This window comes from Kocuria kalidii, assembly GCF_044462225.1.
GTDB lineage: Bacteria > Actinomycetota > Actinomycetes > Actinomycetales > Micrococcaceae > Kocuria > Kocuria kalidii.
Map to the genome: position 1 here is coordinate 1 of NZ_JBISWJ010000094.1, position 16,264 is coordinate 16,264.

A 16,264-nucleotide genomic window follows, 5' to 3' on the forward strand; every position below is an offset into this window, starting at 1 on the left:
CCGCACGATCAGGTGACACCTGATCGTGCGGCAGTCCTGTGCGTCAGATCCCGGCGGGTTGCCAGTCGGGGGCCTCGACCAGGACGACCTGCTGGAGTGTGTTGGCCGCCCGGGTGACCCCTTCGATGGAGTTGACCAGGGTGTCCTCGTGCTCGATGTTGAGCGTTCCGTCATAGCCCACCGAGCGAAGGTGGTAGACGAAGTCGGCCCAGAAGGCGGCCCCGTCCGGATGTCCCAGCCCGAGGGTGACGTAGTTCCAGGCCCTGTCGGCCGCCTGCTCCATCGGCACCGTGTCCAACAGCCCGTCCCGGGAGGCGACGGGCCTGTTGATACGCATGTCCTTGGCATGAACATGAGTGATCGCGGATCCCAGCGCCTGGATGACGGCGGGGATGTCAGCACCCATCCACATCAAGTGGGAGGGATCCAGGTTCGCACCGACGACGTCGTCACCGACGGCGTCGATCAGCCGCAACAGGGTGGAGACGTTGTGCACGAGCTGACCACCGCAGGCCTCGACCGCCAGCCGGACGCCTTTGTCCCGGGCGAAGGCAGCCAGCTCCCGCCAGTAGGGGAGCGCGATCTCGTTCCACTGATAGTCAAGAACCCCGAGGTTCTCCGGCGGCCAGGAGGTGGTGATCCAGTTCGGGGCCGTGTCACCGCGCGCTCCGGGAAGCCCGGACATCAACACGACGGTGGGAACGCCCAACTCACCGGCCACACTGATGGTGTCGCGGACCACCCGGTCCTGGTCGGGTCCGCTGACGGGGTGCAGCTGGTTGCCGTTGGCAGTCAGCGCGCTGAGACTCAGGCCGCGGTCGGCGATCATCCCGGTGAACTCGGATCGAGCCTGGGCCGAGGAGACCAGGGCCGGCAGATCGGCATGGGGACTCTCGGACCAGTTGCCGGTAGCCACCTCGACGGAGCTCAACCGCAGGGTCCGGGCCAGGTCCAGGGCTTGTTCGAACGGCAGATGGCTGACGGAGTCAGTGATGAGTCCGAGCTTCATAGGTGGTTCCTCACAGTTCTAACGGTGCGCGTGGACAGTACACAGCAGAGGGAAAGAGTGTTGTCCAGCACACTAGTACGTACTAGTGCACTGGACAACGGGACGTCGACAAGGTCTCCCGAGAAGCACCCGGTGGCCTGGACGACTCGTCTTCACAGAAGTCCCCGGCAGGCCGGCGGAGGGGCCGAGTCCAGGGGTTCAGCGCACGTCGGATCGATCCGCAGGGACCGGGCAACGCGGGTTGCGCCGCGGGCAGCGGGTGCCGGAGCAGCTCGGACCCTCCGGCTGTGCCTCTGGCCGGCGGCCGGACACTGCCTGCGTCGACGACGATGCGACTGAGGTTCCAATCCGGCCGGAGGCCTCGGCTGATCGGTCCTTCCGCACCGCTGCACATCACCAGACTGAGCCGCCCATGGTGCCAGGTTTCCCGCCCGTCCTGTGCACCCACCGGGCAAGAGGGGCAAGGTCACCGAGCGGTGACAGGCGGACGGACTCCACTGTGTCCGTCTGGTCTGCCGCAAGATGGCCAGAGTCATAGACCCAGGCGCGGCGAGGTCCGCCGGGACGGTCGAGGAGCACCGCTGGATCTCCAGGGGGAGCGAACAACACGGGGCCACCGGAGTTCCGTCGATCACCGCGGCCGGTTCCGCACCGGCCGGTCGACAGGCATGGAACTGCCCCGGCGCGGTACTCGGGGCAGCGGTGGCCGGGACGTGCGGATGGTATGACCGCGGTTCACCGGACTCGTGCGGCCAGCCACATCGAGCAGGCGAACAGCGGGGCGGTGAGCACAGCAGCCGCGATCACAGCGGTGCCCAGCGGCACCCCGCTGCCGGTGTCGTTGCCGAGGGCCTGGGTGGCGATGCCGCCGCCCATGCCCAGCCACAGGGCGGCCATTCCCTCTGCCAGTCCGAAGTGCCGGGGGCGTACTGTCCGGGTGCGTGCGCGAGTGAAGTTGCCGAGCATGACCAGCACGATGAGGCCGCCGAAGATGACCGGGCCGCCGGCCCCGCCCCACAGGTCGGCGCCGAGGTGGAGGACCGCGATCATGAAGAGGCCGCCGATCAGCGTCCAGCTCGCCAGGACCAGTGCCTCGCGCCGGCCGGAGCCACGGTCTCGGGTCGCGGGAGTCGCCGTGGCTGTCGATTCGGTGCGAGGCAGTGCGTCGTTGCCGTCCATGTCTTCACGGTAGTGACCACGGCGCGGATGGCCAACAGGCACCGGGTAATGGGGCAGGGCGCCGGATGGCGCGGGCGGAAGAGGCAGGATGCCGGCATGAGAGCCGTGCGGCGCCGGTCCGTGCATCCCACAGGCCCAGCCCTGGCCACGGCGGCGCAGGCACGCGCTGCGTTGCGGTTGGGGTTCCCCTCTTGTGCGTCGTGGTTCCCTCGCAAACCGGCCCGTAGCGTCGTGGGAGTGACGAGAAGCGGCGCAGAACCCCACGTCGAACCCATCGACAGCCCTGCGGTGCCCACGGCCGCTCAGGTGGCGATGCGTTCCACACCGGCTGTCCTCTTTGCTCTGGCCAGCCCTCCACTGGTGGCCGCAGTCCTGCCTGATGAAACGGGCGACGGGTGGTGGCTCCTGGCCGTCTTCTCGCTCTTCGCCCTGACCTGGCTGATCCAGCATCTCGTGCAGTCGCCGCAGCCTCGGCCGGACAAGCGGGTCAGCCAGGAGCGGTGGAAGTGGGCGCTCTCTTCGGTCACCAAGACCAGGGAGGTGCCGGTGGACCCGGGCGTGCGAACCACCGCGGCGATGATCGCCTGCACCGAGATTCAGGCGTTCGTGGTGCTCACCTCCTTCGCCCTGGGCGTCGTGTCGGGCATGCTCGTCCAGCCGGAAGCTCCGTGGGCGAGCTTTCTCGGCGCCCCGATAGGCATGGCGCTGGTCTCCGCCTTTCGGCTCCGCCGAAGCCTGACCTATCTGACGGTGTTGCACGCTCCGGCGCGAACCGACGGGCAGCAGCCTCAGCGACAGTGATCGAGGGACCTGCGCGAGGTGCCACAACTCGCGGGAACTGCCGCAGCCTCGACGATCTGCACGGTCCGCAGCATTGCACGAGGGGTTCCTGACATGACCCGAGGGCTGACAGCGCATCCCTTTTCGCAACAACAACCGTTCACCTATGCACATATGATGAATGTTCGTACCGGGCGGTGAGGCGGGGTCCGTCCGAACATGGGGGTGGCGGGTGCAACAGCGACGGTGGGCGCAGCTGACGGTGCTGGGTGGGCTGGTCATCATCGCCGTGGGGACGGTGCCCCTGTCGTGGAGCTTGGGGCACCTGACCTCGTCGGCCACCTCGGAGCTCTTCGCCCCCTGGCTGGGCGTGCTGACCGGGGCCATGGCGGTCGTTCTCGGTGTCCTGCTCATCGGCGGTGTCCTGCGCCGGGCTCCCCGGCAGCTGAGCCGTCGACGGTCCACCCGGATCATGCTGGTGTGGTGGCCGATCGCCGGGGTGCTGATGCTGCTCAGCACCTGGAACGAGCCCACCATGGCCGGTGTCGCGCTGTTCCCGTTCCTCGTGGCGTTCCCCGTGGCGACGCTGTTCGAGCAACCGCGGCAACAACAGCGCTACGCCCAGCTCATCGCCACACGTCCTCACCGGGTGCAGGCCATGATCGGGGTCGGTGTGGTCGGCTCCGTGCTCTTCGGTGCCTTCGGTGTGCTCTCCGCGGTCGAGCGGGACGGGCAGTCGCTGGGGGCTTTCCTGGCGTTCTTCGTGATGAGCCTCAGCTACGTGATGGGGGCGCGAGCCGACCGTCGACAGTTCGGTTCACCAGGGTCACTTCCCAGGGGGGCGGGCTCCTGAGGTCCGCCGCCGACGTGGTTTCTCGAGCGTGCGAGCTTCTGTCCCCACAAGCGCACACTCCTCGGCCGCCAATGGCACGGTTTAACATGTGCACACTCGATGCCATCATCGGCTTTAAGGGGACTGGGCGCTGAACCGTCCAAGGCAGGGGAACAGGATGGATAGGCCCGACCGGGACCGTGGCAGGGGACTTCGGCCGGCCGGCGGGGTGCTGACGATGCCGGCCGGGGTGGCTGCTCTCCTGGCCATCTGGCTCCTCCCAGCGGCCGCTCCCGTGGAGGCTCGGCTCGCGGTGTGTGCGGGGGCCGCGGTGTGGGCCTTGGGTGGCGAAGCCTTCGGCACGGCGGTCATGGTGATCATGATCGGTGTCATGGCGTCGATGTTCGGCGCGCTCGTCGCGGTGCAACTCTTCCGGTTGCGCCGGATCAGGAAGGCAGCTCCCCAGTGACGCGCAGTCGTCTGCCATCAGGTGCCACATCGCAGAGAAGAAGCATTCCAGCAACCGGAAGGGCTCCGATGAGCGGCGGCTTCGTGGTCGTGTGCGTCCTCTGGTTCCTGGCCATGGTGGTTCTCGCAATTGTTGAGGGCGACTCCTGGACCACGGCGCTGGGCAGTCTCGGTCTTGTGGCGATGGCGCTGGTCAACTGGCGAGGCTTCAAGAGGCACGACCGGGAGTACCAAGAGCGCATGGAGCGGCTCTACGAGCGTTTGGGACGCGACCCCTAGTGCGAAGCTGAGCACCACCGAAGCCTTGGCCGGTCGCTGTGCATGCATCGGTGCAGTTGAGGTTCCTCCGCGGGGCGCAGATGGCGCGTATGGCGAGACTCCGGGTCTACTTCCTGCCCTTCTCCCGCCCTTTCGGACGAGACCCGTGAGTGCTCGTTACCGACAAGGTCGGCCATACCGTGAGCGACCGCATACGAGGCCCCTTGTCGTCCTGAGCGGAGTTCCGACGGCCATGTTCGGCTCCGTGCGTAGCAACCCGGGACGCAGGGTCAGTGTCGTCCGCCCTGTCCGGAGCTCGGGCTACGGGGCGGCGGTGCCGGAGAGCACGACATCGGTCCGTCCACCGATCCAGATCGTGCCGTCCTCAGCACCGACGTGGACGCGTCCGCGCCGGCCCATGGCGGTGCCCTGGGCGGCGAGATAGGGGACTGTCGCCTCGCCTCGGGCCAGGAGCCACTGCGCAGCGGCGGCATGGAGGCTTCCGGTCACCGGATCCTCCCGCAGCGCCTCGATTCCTTCGGTGAAGAACGCACGCACCTCGAAGCTCAGCCGTGCGCCCGCAGCGTGCGGACCGATGACTCCGATGTCCCAACGTCCCGGATGAGCCGAAGCATCCGGGCGCAGTTCCAGGACGGTGTCGGCGCTGTCGAGCAGGACCCCGACCCATCCTGGCCCGTTGTCGAGCCACTCGGCGTCCACGACCCTGCCCGGATCCACACCCAGGATCTCGATCACGGCCGTGAGCAGGTCGGCCTCGACGGGACCCGAACGGATCCGGGGTGGTGCCGCGAAGGCGAGTCGCTGCCCGTCGACGCGCACCGGCACCAGACCCGCCCCGCACTGCTGCACGAGCACCCCCGGGGTCGCCGGCACGCCCCCGGCATCCAGCCACGCCCGGGCGGTCCCCAGCGTAGGATGCCCGGCGAAAGGCAGCTCGGTGCTCAGGGCGAAGATGCGCACACGGTAGTCCGCACCAGCCGTGGTGGGCGGGAGCACGAAGGTGCACTCGGACAGGTTCGACCACACCGAGAACCGCCGCAGCGTCTCGTCATCGAGACCCTGCGCGTCGAGCACCACCGCCACCGGGTTGCCCGTGCACGCCTCTTCACCGAACACATCGACCTGACGAAATCTGCGAATCACATCCTGAAGCGTAGAGGACCCACCATCGGATGCCGCCCGCAGTGCCGCCCCGCTGGTGGTGCGGCAGGGATCCCCCGGATTCTTGAACCGGTTGCAACCTTGAGCAGGGGGGTGGGGTGGGGTGCTGCCGATCAGTCGAGGTCACCCGGGCTGCGGTGGTTGCCGTACTGCCGTTCGACCGTGGCCACGCGCACCGTGTATTCGGCATACCAGTCCCGAGCTCCTCGGTGTTGAGCCGCCACGTGCTCGGTGACCTTTTCCACGCCTGGGCGTGCCGCGGGGTCTCCCAGTAGGACACGGTGACGCCGAAGCCGTCAGCACCGCGTGCACCCTCCACGCCGAGGTATCCCGGTTGCTGCTGGGCCATCTCCACCATCTGCCGCGCGGTCTGCTCGTACTCGTCGGCATGCCCGGTTTCTGACCGCTGGCTGGAGAAGACCACCGCGGTGTAAGGGGGCCGTGCAACTGTCATGGTTGCGCACCTCAGGCATCCTGCCCGCGATGGGCCGGGTAGGTTCGGCCTTTGATACTGCGATGGCTGAGACGTTCTTCGCCACCCTGAAGACCGAGCTTGTCTACCGCCACTCCCGGCTGGGCAACCTCGGCTTACCGACTATGAGCAGCAGCTCGTGACACAGAAAGTGGCGTCCGCCTGACGGGGGTCACTCCAACCAGCAAGAACGTCGTCGTCCATCGGGGCGCAGTACATCGCCGCGGCGGCTGTGTGGGGGGCGAGCTTCCTGTTCATCAAGATCGCGGTCGAGGGACTCTCACCCGGGCAGGTCGTGCTCGGCCGGCTGCTGGGAGGAGCGGTCCTGTTGGCGCTCATCATGACCGTCACGCGCCGCCGGTGGCCGACGGGCACCAGGACGTGGTCGCACTTCTTCGCCCTCGGAATCCTGATGTGCGTTGCCCCGTTCCTCCTGTTCTCCTGGGCGGCCCAGCACCTGCCCTCGGGGGTGTCCAGCATCTTCAACGCGACAACCCCGATCGCGACGATGGTCATCGCTCTGGCCGTCCTGCCCGAAGAGCGTCTCACCAGGATCAGGACGACAGCGATGATCATTGCTGCCGGGGGATCGTCCTCGTCCTCGGGCCGTGGCGACTCCTGGCGGACCTGCAGGACGCGCACCTCCCGGCCCAATTGGCATGCTTGGGCGCCACGACCTGCTACGGGCTGGGATTCGCCTACACCCGGCGTTTCTTCCGGGCCCACAGCTGTGACGCCACCACGGTCGCTGCCAGCCAGATCGGCGCCGGCGCCCTGGTGATCGCCGCCCTCACGCCCGTCATCGGCCGCGATCCGGTCGACCTGTCACCAGCGGTCGTCGTCAGCATCATCCTGCTCGGCGCGGTCGGGACCGGTGTCGCTGATGTCTGGTACACCAACGTCATCAACGCCTGGGGTGCGACCCTCGCCTCGACAGTCACCTACCTGACACCCATCACAGGCGTGATCCTCGGAATGCTCGTCCTCCAGGAACAGATCCGCTGGAACGAGATCGTCGGGGGGAACCATCGTGATCCTGGCGCTTCTGGTCAGCCAGGGCAGGATCAGGATGCGTCCCTCGACGCCCCGGGACGACCTCCCCTCGAGCACCTCCTGTGGACGTCTCATGCGGTGAGAACGCCTTCTCGGATCTTCCCTGGTGACGGGGCGGTTGGGTGCCCGGAGCTCTACATCTGGCGGATCAGCGGCTGACCGTGGCGCGGTGGGGGTTCCTCGCCTCGGGTCAACGACAGGTCCTCGACGGATTCGAGGAGGCCCGCATCCTGCCCGAGGGCTGTCCGGACCCGGTCACCGACGAGCTCGTCATCGCCGCTGTCGTCGAGGACGACGGAGATGTCCCGCCGTGCGTCGGGGAGCAGCGAGACGTGTTCCCATGGTTCCAGGTCGAGCATGTCCTGATCGGCCGGGGTGCAGAAATCGCTGAGCACGCTCCACGGGGCTCAGGGTGGCAACGCCCACCAGCACTGGCACCAGCCATGTGCCGGACGCGTCCGTGGATCGCCCGGGCTCGGTCGAGGCACGGGCAGACCCGGCCACCGGTGGAGGAGTGGTCCAGCGGACCATGGACCGGATCAGCGGCCCGTCAGCAAGGGCACCACGGAAACGCAGGAGCCCCTGTGGATGATCTCCTCCAGTTATTCCGCCGTGCCGTTGTCGAAGAGGAACCGAGCCACCGCCTGGGCCGACTCGTCGAGATCGCCGCCGTTCCCTTCGCTGAACGCTCCGCCGAGCCACAGGTCCGCGAAACCGTGCACCAGGGACCAGGCGGCGAGAGCGGCGACCTTCGGATCCGGTCCCACCACGTCGGGCGGCAAGGTCGCGACCCCTGCGGAGAGCGCCTCGGCGGCGGCGGCGCGCGCCTGGACGACGTCGGCACGGGAGGCTTCGTAGAGATCCGGGCGGAACATGACCTGGGTGTGTGCTCGGTGCTCGACCGCGAAGTGCACGTAGGCGACACCGACCTCGAGGAAGCTGCCGGTGCGTTCGAGCACCTCGGTGAGGTGCTCCGCGAGCATCTGGAAACCCTCTGCCGCCAGCGTCGTCAAGAGCCCGGCCTTGGTGCCGAAGTGATAGGCGGGGGCCGCGTGGGAGACCCCCGCCCGGCGCGCCAGGTCCCGCAGGCTCAACTGGGAGGGCCCCACCTCGAGCACGGCCTGCACAGCGGCGTCGAGCACCGCGCGATGCAGGTCGCCGTGGTGATACGCGCGGGGGGTCATTCCTGCACCCTATCCCATATCTAGGCATTGACAAGATGCGACCGGAGGCGCAGTCTTGTCAGTGACAAGATGGAATGTCAAGGAGGGCACCATGTCAGTCCTGTTCGTCTTCCTGACCGCGACCCTGGCAGCACTCGGCGTCGCCGCACTTCTCGGGCGTCGCCGCCTGCGGGAGGCGGTACCCCTGGCTCTCCGTGGAGGTCTCGCCGTGATGTTCCTCGTCACCGGGGTGTCGCACTTCGCGGGCCTGCGCCAGGACCTCGTCGCGATGGTGCCGCCCGTCCTGCCCAACCCTGAGCTGCTCGTGACGGTCACCGGGGTGCTGGAGCTCGCCGGCGCCATCGGCCTGCTGCTGCCGAGGACGGCCGCCTGGGCAGCAGCTGGGCTGGCGCTGCTGATGGTGGCGATGTTCCCCGCCAACGTCTACGCCGCCACCGCCGGACTGACGCTGGCCGGGGAACCGGCCACCGCTCTGCTGCCCCGTACCGCCATGCAGCTGCTCTACATCGCGGCCGCCGTCGCTGTGGTGGTCACCCATTGGCGTCGCGCGGTGCTCAGCGACTCGCTCGGTCAGCTCACCGCCGTCCTGCCCCGGGCCTACGGGCCCGCCGCGGCGACGCCCGAGGCCACCAGCGCCGGCACCGTGCTCGTCTCCCGGCTCCAGCTGCGCTCAGCCAGGCACGTGCCGGGCTTCCTCCTCGCCTCGTTCCGACTGCGACGGGCTCTGCGACAAGCATCCGGGGCCCTCTGGCTCGATCTCGCCGCCCAGCCGCTGACCGCCACCTTCTGGACCTGGTCCGCATGGACGGATGAGGACGCCATGCGTTGCTACACCCGCTCCGCACTCCACGCCCACGTCATGCGGACCTACCGGCCGCATCTGCAGGAGTCGGTTTTCCGCACGCTCCCTGCCGCGCAGGCACCCGCGACGTGGCCCGAGGTCAGAGGAATGCTCGACGCCACGACCGCGGAGCGGTAGCCCGCGACAGCAGTCGCAACGGAGCCTCTGCCGGAAACACCCCGGCAGGGGCTCCCGCTGAGTCCATGGACCGTGGTGCCGCGGAATGGGTGGCCCGTGGGCGTCCCACCCGGTGGGGCCGCCCCTGAACCGTCCCCTGGGGTGACAAGGCAGCCGGACGCCCTGTGCTGGACCTGCGCCCGGTCGGCGGTTGGCAATCCACGAGATCTGTGGGAGCTCCCGGTCTTGCTCGGGTCCCCGGTCGTGTGCCGAGGACCTGGGTCAGCCGGGACGTCGATCGGTGGCCAGGGGCGAACCTGGGCTGAGCGCGAGGTCGGCGAAGCGCTCGCCGATCCGCAGGTGCGTGGTGGCGTCGGGGTGGAGAGCATCGGGCAGGGGACGTTCCTGCGCGTCGGACTCGCCGTAGAGCTCGCGTCCGTCGAGGTAGAACAGATGCGGATCGTCGTGCGCCCGCTCCGTCACGATCCGTGCCAGGTGGTCACGGATGACCGTCAGGGAGAGCTTGCCGGCGGCGACCTCGCCGGGCTCGCCCGTCGCCGTGAACCTCAGCTCGCCCCTGGCGAGGGCGTCCGGGTCGAAGGCGCCAGGGCCCGGGGTGTGCTCGTGGATCGGGCACAGAATGGGAGAGATCACCAGCAGCGGGGTGCGCGGGTGGCCGTCACGGATCGTGTCGAGGAACCCGTGCACGGCGGGCCCGAAGGCCCGGAGCCGCATCACGTCGAGGTTGACCAGGTTGATCCCGAGCTTGACGCTGATCAGCTCGGCCGGGGAGTCGCGGATCGTACGTGCCGTGAACGGGTCGAGCAGCGCGCTGCCCCCGAAGCCCAGGTTGAGCAGATGGAGACCGGCCCGTAGCGCGGCGACCGCCGGCCAGGTGCCGGTGGGGTGCCCCGCGTTGGAACCGTGGCTGATGGAACTGCCGTGGTGCACCCACACCGGGCGAGGGTCCCGTAGCGGTCGGATGGGGGCGTCGGAGCGGATCCCGGCCAGTTCCACGGTCTCGTTGTGCGGCAGCCAGAGCTCGACCGTCTTGGGTCTCCGGGGAAGGTCGTCGAAGACGACGCCGTCGATCTCCCCCTGTGCGATCTGCCGGTCGCCGGTGGTCATGTCGATGCTCACCACGGTCGCGGCCTCGAGGCTGGCCTGACGGGTGTGCCGGCCGTCGACCAGCAGGTCGAAGACGCCGGCAGGGCGCGATGGTGCTCCCTCGTACCGGAAGCGTGTGGCGCGCCCTCGGAGTTCGATGCGACTCGCCTCGGTCGCGAAGCGCAGCCGCGCGCCCGAGGGCTGGGACTCGGCCATGGCCAGCTGCGGGTTCTGGGCCTGGTTGCGGGCCCGGGCGGAGAGGCGGTGCGGGATCACCCCGTCGTCCGTGCGCTCCAGCTCCACGATGCCATGGAGGAGCTCCTCGGTGACGGGGGTGGTGCGGTCTCGGTCGTGCATCGGCATGGTCCTTCCGCGGCGTGTGGTGTCCGGCATCAGTGGCTCAGGTCCTGGGCCAGTGGCGCAGGGTGTGGTCGAGGACCTCGAGGATGCGCCTCCAGCTGGCCTCGCCGTCCGGTGCGCTGTGGCTGAATCCCGTACTGAGCTCCAGCGTGACGTAGCCCAGGAAGGTGCTGCCGAGCAGCCGCACCGCATGGGGTTGCTCGGCCTCGGGAACGGCGTAGCCGCGCAGGACGGCCCGGATCAGCGCCGTCTGCTGCGGCCCGGCGCTGACCATGGCCGTGTCGGTGTCCAGCGGGAACCGGGCGGCGGTGAAGCGTCCGGGGTGCTCGTGGGCGTAGTCGCGGTACACGTTGCCGAGGGCCGCCAGCGCGTCGGCCCCGGACCGCCCCGCCAGGGACTGGGACGCCCGCTGCGCCAGCTCGTCCAGCGCCCGCAGCGCCATCCGCGTCCTCAGGTCGTGCAGGTCCTCGATGTGCGAGTACAAACTGGCCGACCTCACGCCGACCTGCCGGGCCACCGACGAGACGGTGACGTGGGCGAAGCCGGCGGTGTCCGCCAGTTCCAGACCGGCCTCGACGATCCGTTCCGGAGAGAGTCCTGCCCGCATCCCCAACCTTCAACCACTCAGAAACTGCCTACAGGTCATAGGCTAGCACCGAGGTGCTGGAGGTCTGCGTCCGGCTGCTTCGAGGTCCTGGTCCCAGGACCTGGCGCCGGACAGCATCCGGGCCGGCGCGGTGGCCCCGGGCACGGTGTGGACGAGGTGCCACCGGGACCCGGACCGGCCGGCCGAGGTCGCCGCGACGACGCCGATGGGCCGGGTCGGGCGACCCGGGGAGATCGCCGGAGCGGGGGCCTGGCTGCTCTCCGACGACGCCTCCTGCGCCACCGGAACAACCCAGCGGCTCACCGGCGAGCGCTGACACGCCCGGCGAAGGACGCGACGGCACTGTCGGGTTCTTCCGCACGGCCCCGCACGCGAGGCCGACCGACGGCTGACGAGCCCAGCGAAGCCGCCCGGCCGGACAGGTGACCGGCTGCGTCCGCGTCACTCGTCCGTCGGCAGGGTTCCGCGTCCCGCAGAGGCGGTCCCCTCACCGTGGACGGGCTCGGACGGGCTCAGACGGGCTTGCCGTCGCTGCCGCGCCGGGTGTCCGGGGCGGTGGCCCCGGCGGAGGCCTGGGTGTCGGCCCGCGCTTCCTCTGCGGACCCGGACTCGGCCCTGATGGTGGGCAGGGACTCCGGCTCCGGGCCCACCCCGGTGCGCTCGTACTCGTGGTGCTTGCCGTGGGTGCGGTCCAGCAGCTCGTGGAAGTGCTTCTCGGACTCGATGAGCTCGTCCCGGTACCGGGGGGAGATGGACGGCATCTTCTCCTGGTAGCGGGCGGCCTTGGCGGCGAGGCGGCGTCGCTCCTCGGGGGACGCGTCCTGGGGCAGGGACACGTACTGCTCGGCGACGGTCTGCAGGGTGCTGATGATGCGCACGGCCCGGCCCTTGGGGCTGAACAGGGAGGCGAGGACGGTGATCACCAGCACGCCGATGATCACGGACAGGGACAGCCCGATGCTGATCTCCACGACGTCGACGTGCTGCCCGTTGTTGATGAAAGCCAGGTTGTTCTCGTGCAGGGCGTGGATGATGAGCTTCACGCCGATGAAGCCCAGGATGATCGCCAGGCCCCAGGAGAGGTAGATGAGCCGGTCCAGGAGACCGTCGATGAGGAAGTACAGCTGGCGCAGGCCCATCAGCGAGAACGCCACGGCGGTGAACACCAGGTAGGTCTCCTGGGTCAGGCCGAAGATCGCCGGGATCGAGTCCAGGGCGAAGAGGATGTCGGTGCCGCCGATGGCGACCATGACCAGCAGCATCGGGGTCATCGCCCGCTTGCCGTTGTGGATGGTGAAGAGCTTGTCGCCGTCGTAGTGGTCGGTGGTGGGGATGAAGCGTTTGGCCAGGCGCACCACGAAGTTGTCCGCCTCGTCGTGCGCCGAGCCCGAGAGCTCGCCCTTGATCAGGGAGCCGGCCGTGAGCAGCAGGATGAGCCCGAAGGCGTAGAAGACCCAGGCGAACTGGTTGATCAGCGTGGCGCCCACGAAGATCAGCGCGGTGCGGGCGATCAGGGCGAACGTGATGCCGAACAGCAGGACCTTCTGCTGGTCCGCCCGGGGCACCTTGAAGGAGGCCATGATGATGAGGAAGACGAAGAGGTTGTCGACCGACAGGGCCTTCTCGGTGATGTAGCCGGCGTAGTACTCCCCGGCGTACACCCCGCCCCACTGGAAGAGGACGAACAGCCCGAACAGCAGGGCGAGACCGACGTAGATCGCCGACCAGATCGCGGCTTCCTTCAGCTGGGGCTCGTGGGCCTTGCGCACGTGGAACACGTAGTCGAACAGCAGCAGGCCGACGATCGCGACGATCGTCACGGCCCACACGGTGGTGGAGACGTCCATGGGAGGTGTGCTTTCGGGGTCGGGGACAGGACCGCCGTAAGTCTCTCCGCCGCTCCGCCGGGACCTCTGAGGTCCGTGCTGCCGAGCTGGGCCGCTGCGTCCGGCCGGGCATCGATCTCCCGACGTACTGACGTCCGCAACGCTGAGGGATACTCCCCTAAAGCTCTCCCGATTCTATACGAGACCCCGTGCCGCCCCCGTCATGAACGACACACCCCGGACCGCGTGGCCCTCAGCCGGCCGGATCGGTCGCCGTGGTCTCGGCCGGTGGCAGGCGGGTGATCCGGACCCGTTCCACGCGGGTGCGGTCGGTGGCCAGGACCTCGAGCCGGTACCCGTCCACCTCCACGACGTCGCCGGGGCGGGTCACCCGACCCAGCCGCTCCATGACGAACCCGCCCACGGTCTCGTAGGGACCCTCGGGGATGGTCAGGCCGGTCTCGGCCGGCACTTCCTGGATGATCAGCCCGCCGTCCACCAGGACGGCCTCGCCCTTGCGCAGCACGGTGTCCTCGTGCTCGCGCGGTCCGGTGTCGAACTCGTCGTAGATCTCGCCCACGAGCTCCTCGACGAGGTCCTCCAGGGTCACGATGCCGGCGGTGCCGCCGTACTCGTCGACCACGAGTCCGATGTGGTGGCCTTCCTTGCGCATGTACTGCAGAGTGCGCAGCACGTGGTTGGTCTTGGGCAGGTACGGGATCGGGCGCACAATCTCGCCCAGGGTGCGCGGTGGGGCCTCGATCACCCCGTCACCGTCGGCGTCGGCCACCACGAGGTCGCGGATGTGCACGAAACCCAGGATGTCGTCGATGTCCTCCCCGGTGACGGGGTAGCGGGAGTGCGGCAGGGACAGGGCCGTGCGGTAGGCCTGGGTGACGGGCAGGGTGCCGTCCAGGAAGTGCACGTCGGTGCGCGGGCGCATGACTTCCACCAGACGCCGGTCTCCGGCCTCGAAGACGTCGGTGAGGATCGACCGCGACACCGGGCCGATGCCACGGGTGTCCACGACCATCTCCCGGATCTCGTCGGCGGAGACCTCCTCTGTGGCCGCGTGCGGGTCCCCGCCGAGCAGGCGGACCACCGTGTTGGTGGAGGCCGAGAGCAACCAGATCACCGGGCGCATCAGCTTCGCGAACAGGTTCAGCGGTGGGGCCAGGACCCGGGTGAACCCCACGGAGCGCTGCATGGCCAGACGCTTGGGCACCAGTTCCCCGAACACCAGGGAGAGGTAGGCGATCACCAGGGTCATCCCGATCAGCGCCACGGTCTGGGCCGCAGAAGCCGAGAGGCCGGCCTGCTCGATCAGCGGGGCGATGTCCGGGGCGATGGTCGAGGCCCCGTAGGCGGAGGAGAAGAACCCGGCCACGGTCACACCGATCTGCACGGCCGAGAGGAACAAGTTGGGATCCCGGACCAGGGCGGCGGTGCGGGCGCCCTGGCGGCCGGAGCGCTCGATCTTCTTGATCTGGCTCTCCCGCAGACTCACGATCGCCATCTCCGTGCCGGCGAAGACACCTCCGATCACCACGAAGGCGAGCACGAGCACAAGGTTGACGAGGGTGTCGGAGTCCATGGAATCCACGGTACCGGCCCGGTGATCAGGGGCACCGCCCTGCCGGGCCGAGGGCCCGGCAGGCGCTGGGCGCGTCAGGCGACCGCCCACCGCTCCCGGCCGAGAACCACCGGGATGTCGGTCTCCTCCACCGCCCCGACCAGCCCCCTCGGCAGCCCGCCTCCACGAGAACACCCACGGAGCGCTGCGCCCCTACGTCCCCGGCGCACCGACCTGTCGCTGCACGGACCCGCCGACGTGGCCCACGTGTTCCCGGACGCCAGCACCCGCCCCCGCAGGAGGCTGCCGCACGATCAGGTGACGTCCGACACGACGTGTCCGCGGGGTGGGCCCAGCCCAGGCCCGAGGTGCGGCCGCGCAGTCGTTGGTCGGTCCGTGGACGCCGGACGCAGGAGGAATCCGAGCTTCGACTGTACCTCTGGCCGGTCGGAAGCGAACCACGGTGCAGCAGGGGGTCGTCGACGTGCTTCATGGCCGTTCTGAGGCGGTGGGGCCGCGGGGAGATCACGGCGGGTGCTGCGGAGCACCGAGACGAAGAATGGTGGGCGGTGGAATGCGGCGTAAGCTGGAAGGTCAGGACCAGGGCGAACTACGGAGACGCACCCCGCTGAGCCGGGAGGTTTCCGAGGCCGAGACGTGACCTCCGGTCGTCATCACGACCACTGGAGACCTCATGACCCCTGATCCTTCTGTGCCCGAGTTGAGCGTGGCGTTCGCCCGTATCCAGGGCATGTTCTTGAGCCGGCAGCACGCGACCACAGCGGTGGACCAGCTCGCCGAGGTTGCTCGCGCCATGATCAGCAGTGCCGTCGGGGCCGGGGCCACACTGCTCGATGACAGCGGCCGGGCACGATCCACCGGGGCCACCGACGCCCTCACCGCCGCCGCCGACGCCCTGCAGTACGAGCTCGGAGACGGCCCGTGCCTGAGCGCCTGGGCCACCGCAGCAGTGGTGCGCATCGACGACACCGCCGACGAGATCCGCTGGCCGCAGTGGTGCGCGACCGCGCACGCCCAGGGCATCCGCTCGGTGCTGAGCACCCCACTGGTGCACGGGGACCGGAGGGTGGGGGCAATGAAGGTCTACGCCGGTGAGCCAGGCGCGTTCACCGCGGAGGATGAGGGAACTCTGGGCCTACTGGCCGGTGCGGTGGCAGTCCTGGTGGGCTGTGCTCAACCCACCGATGCTCCGCACCGGCTCAGCGCATCCGTGCAGTCGGCCCTGGCGGACCGGCAGGAGGTGGGGGTCGCGGTCGGGGTGCTCATGGAGCGTCACGGCACCGATGTCCAGGAGGCGCGGGCCGCGCTGCTGGCTGAGGCGGTGCTCCAGGACCGCCCCCTGGCCCACGTCGCCCGCCAGACCCTGGCCCGCCCGGCGGACCGGGAAGGGTAGGG

General features: G+C 69.2%; 19 protein-coding genes. 9 read left to right on the forward strand and 10 right to left on the reverse strand.

What is annotated here, in order from left to right:
• Positions 1–43 precede the first annotated feature (43 nt).
• Together ACH9D3_RS13885 and ACH9D3_RS13890 are read right to left on the reverse strand one after the other, a co-directional pair.
• Positions 44–1,009, reverse strand: a complete 966-nt coding sequence (locus ACH9D3_RS13885; RefSeq protein ID WP_396411384.1) for a TIM barrel protein — start codon at positions 1,007–1,009, stop codon at positions 44–46.
• Between the two features lie 735 nt (positions 1,010–1,744).
• Complete coding sequence (locus ACH9D3_RS13890; RefSeq protein ID WP_396411385.1) at positions 1,745–2,188, reverse strand: hypothetical protein; 444 nt, start codon at positions 2,186–2,188, stop codon at positions 1,745–1,747.
• Between the two features lie 237 nt (positions 2,189–2,425).
• Here ACH9D3_RS13890 and ACH9D3_RS13895 point away from each other — a divergent pair, with 237 nt between their 5' ends.
• The 4 genes from ACH9D3_RS13895 (at position 2,426) to ACH9D3_RS13910 (ending at position 4,547) form a co-directional block, all read left to right on the forward strand.
• The gene (locus ACH9D3_RS13895; protein ID WP_396411386.1) at positions 2,426–2,989 is read left to right on the forward strand and encodes a hypothetical protein; all 564 of its coding nucleotides are present in this window, start codon (positions 2,426–2,428) and stop codon (positions 2,987–2,989) included.
• A gap of 211 nt (positions 2,990–3,200) precedes the next feature.
• Positions 3,201–3,821, forward strand: coding sequence for a hypothetical protein (locus ACH9D3_RS13900; RefSeq protein ID WP_396411387.1), 621 nt, complete (start codon positions 3,201–3,203; stop codon positions 3,819–3,821).
• A 229-nt stretch (positions 3,822–4,050) separates the two neighbouring features.
• Positions 4,051–4,269, forward strand: coding sequence for a hypothetical protein (locus ACH9D3_RS13905; RefSeq protein ID WP_396411388.1), 219 nt, complete (start codon positions 4,051–4,053; stop codon positions 4,267–4,269).
• Positions 4,270–4,337: 68 nt separating this feature from the next.
• The gene (locus ACH9D3_RS13910) at positions 4,338–4,547 is read left to right on the forward strand and encodes a hypothetical protein (RefSeq protein ID WP_396411389.1); all 210 of its coding nucleotides are present in this window, start codon (positions 4,338–4,340) and stop codon (positions 4,545–4,547) included.
• A 300-nt stretch (positions 4,548–4,847) separates the two neighbouring features.
• Here the strand turns inward: ACH9D3_RS13910 and ACH9D3_RS13915 are convergent, their stop codons facing one another.
• Together ACH9D3_RS13915 and ACH9D3_RS13920 are read right to left on the reverse strand one after the other, a co-directional pair.
• Positions 4,848–5,690 (reverse strand): PhzF family phenazine biosynthesis isomerase, encoded by an 843-nt coding sequence (locus ACH9D3_RS13915; RefSeq protein WP_396411390.1) that lies wholly within the window; start codon positions 5,688–5,690, stop codon positions 4,848–4,850.
• Positions 5,653–6,162 (reverse strand): antibiotic biosynthesis monooxygenase, encoded by a 510-nt coding sequence (locus ACH9D3_RS13920; RefSeq protein ID WP_396411391.1) that lies wholly within the window; start codon positions 6,160–6,162, stop codon positions 5,653–5,655. Before ACH9D3_RS13920 ends, ACH9D3_RS13915 begins: the two co-directional genes overlap by 38 nt.
• Before the next feature lie 250 nt (positions 6,163–6,412).
• On the opposite strand from ACH9D3_RS13920, the gene ACH9D3_RS13925 reads away from it, so the two are divergent.
• Positions 6,413–6,961: an EamA family transporter gene (locus ACH9D3_RS13925; protein ID WP_396411392.1), complete on the forward strand. Its 549-nt coding sequence runs from the start codon at positions 6,413–6,415 to the stop codon at positions 6,959–6,961.
• On the forward strand, positions 6,844–7,392 hold the full coding sequence (locus tag ACH9D3_RS13930) for an EamA family transporter (protein WP_396411431.1): 549 nt from the start codon (positions 6,844–6,846) through the stop codon (positions 7,390–7,392). The genes ACH9D3_RS13925 and ACH9D3_RS13930 overlap by 118 nt, the downstream gene beginning before the upstream one ends.
• Here the strand turns inward: ACH9D3_RS13930 and ACH9D3_RS13935 are convergent.
• Positions 7,368–7,628 (reverse strand): hypothetical protein, encoded by a 261-nt coding sequence (locus ACH9D3_RS13935; RefSeq protein WP_396411393.1) that lies wholly within the window; start codon positions 7,626–7,628, stop codon positions 7,368–7,370. The genes ACH9D3_RS13930 and ACH9D3_RS13935 overlap by 25 nt on opposite strands.
• A gap of 207 nt (positions 7,629–7,835) precedes the next feature.
• Positions 7,836–8,417 (reverse strand): WHG domain-containing protein, encoded by a 582-nt coding sequence (locus ACH9D3_RS13940; protein ID WP_396411394.1) that lies wholly within the window; start codon positions 8,415–8,417, stop codon positions 7,836–7,838.
• Positions 8,418–8,508: 91 nt separating this feature from the next.
• Between ACH9D3_RS13940 and ACH9D3_RS13945 the strand changes: the two genes are divergently transcribed.
• Complete coding sequence (locus ACH9D3_RS13945) at positions 8,509–9,396, forward strand: DoxX family protein (protein ID WP_396411395.1); 888 nt, start codon at positions 8,509–8,511, stop codon at positions 9,394–9,396.
• 261 nt (positions 9,397–9,657) lie between these two features.
• Here ACH9D3_RS13945 and ACH9D3_RS13950 read toward each other — a convergent pair whose 3' ends face one another.
• Both ACH9D3_RS13950 and ACH9D3_RS13955 read right to left on the reverse strand, forming a co-directional pair.
• Positions 9,658–10,839, reverse strand: a complete 1,182-nt coding sequence (locus ACH9D3_RS13950) for an SGNH/GDSL hydrolase family protein (protein WP_396411396.1) — start codon at positions 10,837–10,839, stop codon at positions 9,658–9,660.
• 43 nt (positions 10,840–10,882) lie between these two features.
• The gene (locus ACH9D3_RS13955; RefSeq protein ID WP_396398853.1) at positions 10,883–11,449 is read right to left on the reverse strand and encodes a TetR/AcrR family transcriptional regulator; all 567 of its coding nucleotides are present in this window, start codon (positions 11,447–11,449) and stop codon (positions 10,883–10,885) included.
• 64 nt (positions 11,450–11,513) lie between these two features.
• Between ACH9D3_RS13955 and ACH9D3_RS13960 the strand changes: the two genes are divergently transcribed.
• On the forward strand, positions 11,514–11,765 hold the full coding sequence (locus ACH9D3_RS13960) for an SDR family oxidoreductase (RefSeq protein ID WP_396411432.1): 252 nt from the start codon (positions 11,514–11,516) through the stop codon (positions 11,763–11,765).
• 196 nt (positions 11,766–11,961) lie between these two features.
• On the opposite strand, the gene ACH9D3_RS13965 is transcribed toward ACH9D3_RS13960, so the two are convergent.
• Together ACH9D3_RS13965 and ACH9D3_RS13970 are read right to left on the reverse strand one after the other, a co-directional pair.
• Complete coding sequence (locus tag ACH9D3_RS13965) at positions 11,962–13,296, reverse strand: TerC/Alx family metal homeostasis membrane protein (RefSeq protein ID WP_396411397.1); 1,335 nt, start codon at positions 13,294–13,296, stop codon at positions 11,962–11,964.
• Positions 13,297–13,528: 232 nt separating this feature from the next.
• Positions 13,529–14,869, reverse strand: coding sequence for a hemolysin family protein (locus ACH9D3_RS13970; RefSeq protein WP_396398850.1), 1,341 nt, complete (start codon positions 14,867–14,869; stop codon positions 13,529–13,531).
• Positions 14,870–15,542: 673 nt separating this feature from the next.
• Here ACH9D3_RS13970 and ACH9D3_RS13975 point away from each other — a divergent pair.
• Positions 15,543–16,262, forward strand: a complete 720-nt coding sequence (locus tag ACH9D3_RS13975; protein ID WP_396398849.1) for a GAF domain-containing protein — start codon at positions 15,543–15,545, stop codon at positions 16,260–16,262.
• Positions 16,263–16,264 lie beyond the last annotated feature (2 nt).